Annotated in this window: 7 protein-coding genes and 2 pseudogenes; all 9 read right to left on the reverse strand. The window is 33.0% G+C overall.

The window, feature by feature from the left end; translation table 11 throughout:
- Positions 1-68: 68 nt before the first annotated feature.
- Positions 69-269: pseudogene (locus ACFO4R_RS07825) on the reverse strand (energy-coupling factor transporter transmembrane protein EcfT); the annotation flags it as partial.
- Positions 259-1,776, reverse strand: coding sequence for an ABC transporter ATP-binding protein (locus ACFO4R_RS07830; protein WP_379788523.1), 1,518 nt, complete (start codon positions 1,774-1,776; stop codon positions 259-261). The gene ACFO4R_RS07830 and the pseudogene ACFO4R_RS07825, both read right to left, overlap by 11 nt.
- 2 nt (positions 1,777-1,778) lie before the next feature.
- Entirely contained in the window at positions 1,779-3,488 is a 1,710-nt protein-coding gene (locus ACFO4R_RS07835) for an ABC transporter ATP-binding protein (RefSeq protein ID WP_379788525.1), read from the reverse strand.
- Complete coding sequence (locus ACFO4R_RS07840) at positions 3,481-5,220, reverse strand: ABC transporter ATP-binding protein (RefSeq protein WP_379788527.1); 1,740 nt, start codon at positions 5,218-5,220, stop codon at positions 3,481-3,483. Before ACFO4R_RS07840 ends, ACFO4R_RS07835 begins: the two co-directional genes overlap by 8 nt.
- A gap of 133 nt (positions 5,221-5,353) precedes the next feature.
- Positions 5,354-5,926, reverse strand: coding sequence for a TetR/AcrR family transcriptional regulator (locus ACFO4R_RS07845; RefSeq protein ID WP_379788528.1), 573 nt, complete (start codon positions 5,924-5,926; stop codon positions 5,354-5,356).
- 511 nt (positions 5,927-6,437) lie between these two features.
- Positions 6,438-8,963, reverse strand: coding sequence for a S8 family peptidase (locus ACFO4R_RS07850; protein ID WP_379788529.1), 2,526 nt, complete (start codon positions 8,961-8,963; stop codon positions 6,438-6,440).
- Entirely contained in the window at positions 8,945-9,961 is a 1,017-nt protein-coding gene (locus ACFO4R_RS07855) for an AAA family ATPase (RefSeq protein ID WP_379788530.1), read from the reverse strand. Before ACFO4R_RS07855 ends, ACFO4R_RS07850 begins: the two co-directional genes overlap by 19 nt.
- 44 nt (positions 9,962-10,005) lie before the next feature.
- Positions 10,006-10,206 (reverse strand): helix-turn-helix domain-containing protein, encoded by a 201-nt coding sequence (locus tag ACFO4R_RS07860; protein WP_379788531.1) that lies wholly within the window; start codon positions 10,204-10,206, stop codon positions 10,006-10,008.
- A gap of 126 nt (positions 10,207-10,332) precedes the next feature.
- Positions 10,333-10,500 (reverse strand): annotated as a pseudogene (locus ACFO4R_RS07865) (replication initiator protein A); the annotation flags it as partial.
- Positions 10,501-10,614 lie beyond the last annotated feature (114 nt).

The following is a 10,614-nucleotide window of genomic DNA, read 5'->3' on the forward strand; positions in this document are numbered from 1 at the left end:
AACCTCCTCTGTTTTATACGAGTATCTCACATTTTTTACGTTTTGTAAAGTATTGCGTAGACACGCTCTAACTCTATACAGTATAAAAGCACAAAAAACAAAATAAAGCTTAATGCTCTTTTCCACATCCCGCTATATAAATATAGAAAAAAGGCAAAAACAATTAGTATAAAAAGTAGAATTGTATCGCTTATAAAAAAGCTCGTAAATCCAACAATTGGAAGTAGAGTAAGTTTTATTCTCGGATCTATAGTTTTTCTATCTGACAAGCTCTCTACCTCCTCTCATCTTGTCTAATATGAGAAATTTATTACTTTCACTCATATCTAAAACAGTTTCTATTTTTCCATCTCCCATTACCCATAGCTTGCTCACTGTGTTTGCTAAAAACTCAAAATCATGACTTATTACCAAAACTGTTGTCCCAATTTTCAATTGTTCTTCAATCAGTTTTGCGACGGAAAGCATTGAGTCTTTATCACAACCTGATGTTGGTTCATCATAGATAAAAACTTTTGCCTGTTTCATCATTCCACAAGCTATTGTTAGCCTTTGTTTTTCTCCTCTTGATAAAGCAAACGGATGCTTGTCTATATATTTATCTAAGCCAAGTACATTCAAAATAAACTTTGCCTTTTGGGTATTTTCTTTTTTATTTTTACTTGAAATACCAAGTAGCATTTCATCAAGTACACTTTCCGAAAACAACTGATAGTCTGAATCTTGAAAGACAAAATATGACATATCCATTAAATCTTTGTGATTAAGCGACTTATCTTTTCCCGCCCATATTGTCCCCTCTTTCATCTTCTCAAGTCCTGAAAGCACTCTTGCAAAGGTAGTTTTCCCAGTACCATTTAAGCCGATAAGACCAATAGCTTTTCCGCACTCCATATTGAAATCAAGATGATTTAAAATGTACTGTTTTTGCTTCTTTCCATTCTTAGCTACATTCGAATAGCAAAATTTCAAGTCTTTTCCGCTGATACTTTCATCCTTTAATTGATATGAATCTTTCTTCTCACTTATCCTATATTCTTCTAATTCAAGAGTTCTTAGTCCATTCTCATCCCAAAACTCCCCTTCAAGATGGATAACTTCTTCCCGACTCAAGTCCAGTGCAATTTCTCCATCTTTCACCAAAAGAAAACGGTCAAATAAAGATTTTACATAGTACAAACGATGTTCAATTAGAACAACTGTTGTTCCTTTTTTCTTTAATTTTTCCAAAATTAAAAATAGGCCAAATGTTGCTTTCATATCCAAATTTGCTGAAGGTTCATCTAAAATTAAAACTTTCGGATTCATCGCATAGATACTTGCAATAGCTATCTTTTGTTTCTGTCCGCTTGATAATTCAAAAACAGATTTTCCTTTCAGTTCCTCAATATCCAGTTCTGCATATACTTCTTCTACTCTCTGTTTTATTTCATCTCTTGATTTGCAGATGGTTTGAAGCCCAAAAGCTATTTCTTCATCTGTCGTTGTCGTAAAAAATTGACTTCTTGGATCTTGAAATACAGTCCCTACAATATGCCCTATTTCATGAAGCGATAATTTGCTTATATCTTTTCCGGACGCAAAGGCTTCCCCTTGCATTTTGCCTTTGTAATAATGTGGAATAAGACCATTCATCACACTTCCAAGAGTGCTTTTACCACTTCCACTTTTCCCTGAAATTAAAACAAATTCACCTTTTCTAATTTCAAGATTGACATTTTTTAAAGCAGTTCGTCCATCTTCCCATTCATAATAAACATTTTTTAGCAAAATCATGGTTATACCTCATACTGAGCTTTCCATAATTTTGTGTAGTAACCATTTTTTGCAAGAAGTTCGCCATGCTTTCCTTTTTCAAGTAAATTTCCTTTTTGAAATACGAGAATTTGGTCAGCTTTTTGAATTGTTTTTAAATGATGAGCCACTACAAGTACGGTTCTATTCTTTGCAAGTTCTGTAATCGCATCTTGTATCAAAGATTCATTTACAGGATCAACATTACTTGTCATCTCATCAAGAATTAAAATAGGTGCATCTTTCAAAAATGCTCTTGCAATAGATATTCTTTGTCTCTGTCCACCTGAAAGAATCCCACCATTTTCTCCAATATCAGTTTTATAACCTTTTGGTAAACTCATAATGAAATCATGTATCCTTGCCTTCTTTGCAGCTTTAATGATTTCCTCTTTTGTAGCTCCTTTTTTACCTACTCTGATATTTTCTTCAATCGTGTTATCAAACAGTTGAACATTCTGCATGACAATGCTGATACGATCTAAAAGCTCATCATAAGGAATATCCCTTATATCAGTTCCTCCAAGTGTAATTTCCCCTTTATGCACATCATAAAATCTTAGAAGCAAGTTGGTTATAGTAGTCTTTCCACTACCTGATTCTCCAACTAAGGCTGTCATTGTTTTTTCAGCAATAGAAAAGCTCAATTTTTCCATTTTAAATTCATCTTTTTCATAAGAAAAATCTATGTTTTCAAAAGCTATATCATTATCTTTCGGAACAATTCCATTCACTTTATCCGGGATTACATCTGCATATAAAATTCTTGAAAGTCTTTCGTAACTATCTATCGCCGAAACATAGTACATATAGTGTTGTTCCATAGAAGCGAACGGCTTATAAAACTCTTTTGAAATTACTGCAAAGATAATAAAATGAAGTACATCAAGACTTCCCTTTTTAACAAGTATTGCTCCTGCAATTAAAAGAACTAAATATCCAATATCCAGTAAAAACCCAAATATAGATAGCTGTTTTGCCTTGAATCTTGAAGCTACTTTGCTTGTTTCTCCAAACTTTTTTGTCTTATTCATAAGCTCATTATCCAAGCTCTTATTGTTTGAAAAACTCTTTAATACAGGTATTCCTCTAATATATTCAACAAATAAGCTAACCATATCAAGAAGTGCTGAGTTATTCTGATTTTCTATTTTTTCAGATTGCTTAATTGTCATATATAGAAAGGCAAGTGCAATAGGAACGGACACTACCATTATCAGCGCCAACTTTATATCAATACTTGCAAGACCGATAAATACCATTGTTGCTATTAAAAAATCACCGAACATTCTTGACCACATATGCCCTACAACAAGGGACATATTATCAACATCTTTGTGTAAAATTGTGTTGATCTCTCCCAGTCTTTCATTGGTATAAAAGCCCAAACTGAATTTCTTTAATTTGATAATCATGCGTTCTCTTATTTGCTGAACAATATCAAAACCTGCACTATGCTTTTTCATATCCGCAACCATGTTACAAATGCCTTTGAATACAACAAAAAGTGCAATCACAATAAAATATTTATATAGGTTCTCTATGCTTGTTCCGTCAAATATCTGAAACAGTATAGAAAAGACAATAACAATCATAGCTATGGAGCTTAATCCATAAAGAGCAAAGAATATACTTGATATAGCTAAATCTCTTTTGCCACTTTTTGTGAGCAGTTTTAACATTTCCTTAAACATTTTCTGTTACCACCTCTTTCAAATTCCATCTGTCAACCTTGTTCTGTGCTTCCACCATATCACGATAAAAATCACATCTTTTCATCAGCTCTTCATGGCTTCCTGCATCAAGAACAACACCCTTATCCATAACTATAATTTGGTCTGAATCTCTAATCGTATTTAGATGATGAGCAATTGTAATGATGATTTTATCCTTACTTAAATCATCAATCGCTTCACCGATTAGTCTTTCATTTTCACTATCAACAGCTGCCATCGCCTCATCTAATATTAAAATCGGTGCATTTTTCAGTATCATTCTCGCAATGGAAATTCTTTGTTTCTCGCCACCTGACAGCTTGACACCCATTTCTCCGACTCTTGTATCATATCCATTTGGCAAAGCGGAAATAAAATCATGGCATCTTGCTTTTTTAGCTGCTTCTATGACTTCTTCTTTTGTTGCATTTAATTTTCCGATTGCTATATTTTCAAAAATGCTTAAATCAAAAAGGATAACTTCTTGCTGCACACTACCAATCAGCATTGATATATTTTCTTGACTATATTCTTTTATATCTTTTCTATTTATCAGTATTTGTCCTTCGTCTGCATCCCAAAATCCCATAAGCAAATTAGATACAGTACTTTTCCCACAACCACTTGCTCCTACAAAGGCATTCAAACTATTTTTCTTAAAAGTTAAATTGATATTTTTTAGCTCAAAGCTATCTTTTCCGTATGCAAAATTCACATCTTTAAATTCTATATTTCCAAATTCTAAACCTTGTTCTGTCTTTTTCTTTGGAAGCGGAACTGTTAAAACTTTTCCAATCGCCTTTAGAGCTTCCTTAAACACAATAGAAAAATGTTGCAATGTAGCCGTCTTACTTATAGATGCAGTAAAAGCAGACGATAAAATAATGGCAAGAATAAATTTAGGTGTCGTAATATTTCCTTGATATAGAAATACACTGCCTAAAATCATAACAATGACTACACCGATTTCCATAAATATGTCAATGAGTCCCATTGGAATTGTAATTGCTCCCATACTTTTTTTCACCCAATAAATGTATTCTCTTGCTGTCTTTAATGTTCTTTCGCTAATCTCCTCTTCTTTCGCAAAAGCCTTAACAACAGAAATATTTTTTACATATTCCATCAATTCTTCTCTCATCTTGCTTTCATGGTTAAAATAAATGGCAAAGTTTTTGTTCATTGTTTTTTGAGAAAGAACTTTTACCAAATACATGAGTGGAACTCCAGCAATTATTCCAAGTGCAAGACGCCAATCCACAAAAATCATAGCTACAAAAATAATGGTAGGTAGAAGTGTAACTGACATGATTTCAGGAAGACCATGAGCAAGGTATACTTCCACTTGCTCCACATCATGCTGAACAATGTTCGTAAGCTCCCCGGTATTATGTTCTTTGAAAAATCCTAAACTTAGTTTTTTTAGATGACCGATAATATCCACTCTAAGTTCTGTCAATTTTTCGTATGCTTTCTCATGAGCAATCTTTGTTGCAAAATAGTAAAATACTCCCTTTAATACAAACGATATAAAGATTCCCAAGAATATATACTTTAAATTACCTTCGTTAATATTGTTTGTGATTAAGGAACTAATCAAATATACAAGTAAGATTTGTGGCATCAAGTCAAATACTATTTTTAAAGCAAGAAGTGAATTGGATAAGCCATTTTTCCCAATCACTTTTTTTCTTAACTCTTTTTCTGTCATAAACAACGCTCCTTTCAAAATTGAATAAAACCGAATAATAATTCAATATTAGAGTTTAAATTAAGACTTTGCCGGTTACACAAAGTCTATTTTGAGCTAATCATCTACATCTATAGAATCTGCTCTATTTAAGTTATAAGGATTCCACACCTTTGTAATAACATCTCGCTATCAGCTTTAACATCTCTTTTGCCCACTCTTCATTTTGATAGTGTCTTGCTATTTCAAGAAGTCCTTCCGTAAAATTATTTGCCAAAATGTGTGCAAGCATCGGATCATATTTTTCTTCAGACTGTCTATTGATCCCTTCCTCAATATGTACTTGCATCTGATATATCAACTTTTGTTTTGCATCCATATGTTTCGTTCCGTAACTCTTATCCATAAGAATAATAAGCTTTTTACGATCCTTTAGCAACTCATCAATATATTTTGCACCCGCAATTTCAAATCGTTCGGAAGCAGAACCCGCTTCTAAGGATTCTTCCTCGTCAAATGCAGATTCAAAGTTTAAATAAATGCAGCCAACCACCGCATCAAATAAAACCTCTTTGTTTTTGAAATACGTGTAGATAAGTGCAACAGGAATATTCGCTTCACTTGCAATTTCCGTAAGTTTCGCACTCCTATAATCTTTTTCATAGAATACTTTCTCTGCTGCTTTAAGTATTCTATTTCTGACTTCTTCTTTTAATACTTGTGCCATAATAAACCTCTTCTCATAACTTTAATACCGAATCCTAATTTAATAATAAAACTAAATTCAATATTTGTCAATACTGATATTGAATTTCTTTTCTATCCTTGATATAATAAGTTATCGAATTTAATATACGCTTAACGCTGTTCTTATACTATTAGTATAAGAGCAAGCACAGTAAGTGTACGGACACTTACGGAAAAATTGATGAAGCAGCCCTTCGGGATCTGCTTCTTTTTTTATCAATTTTTAGCTTGTTAGGGTGAACCCTAAGACCCCGAAAACCATACAAAGAAGGAAATATCTATGGCAAACAGAATACGAAATGAACTGCAAAAAAAGAATACTCCCACGCACGAGTATTCTTCTTCAGCTAAACCATCTGGGTTATTTTTCAAAGGTTGATTTACATATATCCATATGCTACACCAAGTTTTTTTATTTAAATCCAAATTTTTTAGCTATTATGTTAATTATTTTCACTGCTTCATTTTTTATAAATATCGAATTCATCAAACTAAGGCTTAATTGCTGTTTTTACCTTATTAACAACCTTAGAGTAAACATCAATATTATATCCTTCTGCCACCTCAAAAGTCACAAAAAGACAATATGGAATATCAATTTTAAATTTTCCAGCATCTTCTTTACAATTTACTTTAATCTGAATTTCTCTTTTGTCATCCCAAATCAAAGCTTTTTCACTTTCAAAAATTTCATGCTGCAATGTCCCTTTTTGAACTGCTTGCCATTCTGTATTTTCTCTATTTGAAGCCAATTGTTCATTTCCAACTACATCAAACCATAACTTTGCACTTCTATAAGCTTGTTTACTTACCTCTACTGGAGAGAAATAAGCTAAAGTAACTATCAACCGTCTTTTTACTATCTTTGACGATATATCTATAGGTAGCGGCAGCGTGAATATATTTCCTTCATCTTTTTTCAAACTACCACTTCCAATAAGTGTTACTCTATTTTTTGTACATTCCTCTACTCTCGATATATTAGGAATTCCATATCCCAACCATCTTGAAACTTGTTTTTCTTTGGTTCCCGTCATTTTCGCAACTTGATTTGCTATATCTCCCCATGAAGCACCATGTGTTAGCATTGCCTTTATAAGAATTGCAATATAATTATATGGAGGAACTTCGCCAGTTTCCAATTTATAGATATCATTTAAAATATCATAACATTTTAATGCTTCATGCGATATTAAAGCAGTCGCATCACTGGTTCCAAAAGTAAATGCTTGACCATTTGGGGAATCCTTTGTTGGTGCAGCAACTTTACAACCAGGCTCACGGCTTGACTGCAACCATTTTTTCCCGTTCAAAGAATCAACAATAAACTTTCTTCCACCTCTGTAATATAAATCTGGTGTAATAATTGACCTGTATCCTTTACCATATGAAGATATAGGACTTGGTAATCCTCTTTGAACAGCAAAAATTGCCCTCTCATTTTCATCCAGTTCACAATAATCGTCATAAATAGCACCAATTGTCAAACCATTTATATTCTCTGCAGGTGACAAAACTCTAATATTTCTTTGATTATTTGATAGATACTTAAAATATTCCTCACTTCTTTCACTAATATTTTTTCGTTTTAATTCGTCAAAGGAACTACCTACCATGCTTATTGTTTCTGGATGATTTCCAGCACTTACAATAAATAATATCGAGTACTTAAACGATAAATAATCAATCAACCGAGCTAAAGGACTCATTAATGTTGCTAACTGTCTTGCCGGATCCCCTAACGAAAGATTTATAACTCTTACAGTAGGCGCTACTGGATCATTCCCATTTTGTCTTTCAAAAAGTCTAACAACAGCAACATGTATTTTATCAACAATCAGGCAATCCCTTGGTACTTCTTCTACATAAGTATTGGGAGCTACTTCCCTAGGTTTTAAAATTGGGCGAAGATAAATCCTATGGTTAAGAAATTCTTTTTTATTCAAATCACCATTCAATATCAAAGAAGACATCGCCGTACCATGGCATCTATGTCTGCTCTCATAGCCAATTTCGTATCCATCTGGATCGTCAAGTATTATTCTGTCCTTTAAAAGAGGATGATTTTGAATAGGCATACCATCAAGTATACCCATTGTTGGCATTACTTTATCTACTTGAATATCTCTATCAATTTCTTCTACTAATGTACCATATTCATCATACACATTAAATACTGATTGACATATTGGTCTAAAAAACATAACATCATCAATATGCACTAATTGCACTTGTTCATGATTGTGTATGAGTTTCTCTATTTCATTTCTTGGCAACTCTACCAAAAGTGCATGATAAGCAATTTCAGCAATATGACATTTATTTAAGACATGTCCCCCTAACTTTTCAATTTCTATAGTAACTGCACTTTCTGCCAATGACCTATTTACACTTTTTTTTCGATAAAACAGTTCAACTTCAAATGGAATTGGTATGTGACCATCAATTTCTAAAGACTCCCTCCAATAATCTATTACTCGAGTTTCTTGTATTCTATCTTTAGAAGTCCATTTTCGTATTTTTTTAATGTTAACAAAAATATCCCTTAATCCAGCATAGCCTCTTTTGAATACATCAATTTCTCCAGCATTGAATCTTTCCCAACACGATATCATCTGTTTCATTGCTTCTTGATTGGACATTACACAATATACTTTTCCAGAAATATTCTTATCCTTATCTTCAGCATAATAAAAATCTTCATCTGGTTCTATATCAAAGGATTCTTTATCGAAGATCCATTCCAATCCTTCAGAATTTTTTACTGCAGTATAAAAACTTTCCACTGTGCCTACCACTTCAAAAACAAGAGCAAATTCCGGATTCATACCTGTCGGTGTATTTTGAATCTGCATATTCTTTTTTTTAAAAGCCTCTTCTAAAACAGCAAATGTGGGCTGAAGCCTATGGTATTGTTTTCCAAATGAAGGTTTATTTACCTGTGGAATAGGCATTTTTCGCTTATCACGATCAGCTAACTGAGGTTTAGGAAATAATATTATTGGTCTTTCTGCCATACATCCTCCTTCTGTTCCTTGCTATACATTCTCTGTATTTGCCATAATTTCAAAACTTGGCTAGTAATTTCCTTAGAACTATTTTCAGAAATATTTAATACATACTGGCGATAAATCTCTAATGCCAACTCCTCAGCCTCTGCATAACTTAATCCTAATGTTTTTTTTGCAAGTGTACTAGTAGAAATTCCAAACTTATATTCTCTTTCCTTTTGAAAATATTTAAAAAATAGTTCCAAATTATCTCTAGTAGGCAAAGGGAGTTCTATTTTTATTTGAAATCTTCTCCACGCTGCCCTATCCAAAAGTGTGTCATGATTTGTCGCAGCAATTACGACAACATAACTTGGCAACGAATCAATTTGCATAAGTAAAGAACTAACAACCCTCTTTATTTCTCCTGTTTCATGTATGTCTCCACGCTCTTTTCCTAGAGTTTCAAATTCATCAAAAAACAATACACATTTTCTAGTTTTTGCTATTTCAAAAAGTTTTGAAAGTTTAGAGGCGGTTTCCCCTAAATAAGCACCTACTATGCTCTCGTACCTTACTGTTAGCAATGGCACCATTAAAGATTCTGCTATAGCTTCTGCTAAAGAAGTTTTCCCGTTACCCGGGGGACCAATCAGTAATATTTTATTTCTAGGTTCCAGACCATAGGACTGTAAAACCTCAGCTCTTAGTTGTTCTTCAATTATTCCTTGAGAAATTTCTTTTAGTGATTGAGGCAAAATCAAATCATCTAGTTTCTTTTGAGGTGTTTTTTCCCAAAAAAGGTTTGACTCATTTATCCCACCTTTAACAACATTAACTGTACTATTTCTTTCAAAGACATGCTTCTTTTCCATACTTAATAAATCTTGTATTTTATTTGCTAAAATTGTATGTTGCTTAGCCCTTTCTTCGGCGCATAAAGCCTCCGCCGCCTTTTTAAAATTAACAGCATCATTCAATAAACCATATTTTATTAATTCACATATCAAATCAGCTCTGGCCATCCTTATTCTCCTCTCCCATCTATGAGATATTCTTCATTGATAAATCAATCATTAAATTCTGTTGTATCAATAAAATTATTCTCACAAAAATCAAGAAACCTATTGACAGCCAATTTGCTTGGTAATACTTGATTATTTTCCCACCTGTTTACTGTAGCGCAACTTACATCAAGTGCATCTGCAAGCTCTTTTTGTGTATAATTCAATTGTTTTCTAACATTTTTGACAAATTCACTATATTCCATATTAATCCTCAGCTTTTACAAAATATAACATATGTTACTTATTCTCTTTCAAAGAATAGCATATGCTATATTTTTTTTCAATGATTTTATTATAAAAACTTTCTATTATCCTTTCTGTTTCTCTTATCATAAATGATCTCCTCTATCATAATCTTCCCAAGTAGGAATATTGGAACTTTTCTTGTTTCCCTGATCTTTATAAAACCATGAAAGAATCGTCGCTTTATGGTCTTTATAGGTCTTCCCGGCGCTTTGAATATAGGCTGACAAGCGTTGAATGTAATTTTCAAACTGATAGCCTAGATCGTGTCTACACAAATTAAACAAGGCATCTTAACCATAAAACGATCGATGCCAAATGAATTGCTCCAACAAAGCAGGAGACGCTCTTTGCATAACGGGTAGCGA

This window comes from Filifactor villosus, assembly GCF_042652965.1.
Taxonomy (GTDB): Bacteria; Bacillota; Clostridia; order Peptostreptococcales; family Filifactoraceae; genus Filifactor; species Filifactor villosus.

Excerpts from the sequence above, each read along its gene's own strand:
- ACFO4R_RS07830 (WP_379788523.1), bottom strand. The coding sequence starts at position 1,776 with ATGATTTTGCTAAAAAATGTTTATTATGAATGGGAAGATGGACGAACT.
- ACFO4R_RS07835 (WP_379788525.1), bottom strand. The coding sequence starts at position 3,488 with ATGTTTAAGGAAATGTTAAAACTGCTCACAAAAAGTGGCAAAAGAGAT.
- ACFO4R_RS07840 (WP_379788527.1), bottom strand. The coding sequence starts at position 5,220 with ATGACAGAAAAAGAGTTAAGAAAAAAAGTGATTGGGAAAAATGGCTTA.
- ACFO4R_RS07860 (WP_379788531.1), bottom strand. The coding sequence starts at position 10,206 with ATGGAATATAGTGAATTTGTCAAAAATGTTAGAAAACAATTGAATTAT.
- ACFO4R_RS07845 (WP_379788528.1), bottom strand. The coding sequence starts at position 5,926 with ATGGCACAAGTATTAAAAGAAGAAGTCAGAAATAGAATACTTAAAGCA.
- ACFO4R_RS07850 (WP_379788529.1), bottom strand. The coding sequence starts at position 8,963 with ATGGCAGAAAGACCAATAATATTATTTCCTAAACCTCAGTTAGCTGAT.
- ACFO4R_RS07855 (WP_379788530.1), bottom strand. The coding sequence starts at position 9,961 with ATGGCCAGAGCTGATTTGATATGTGAATTAATAAAATATGGTTTATTG.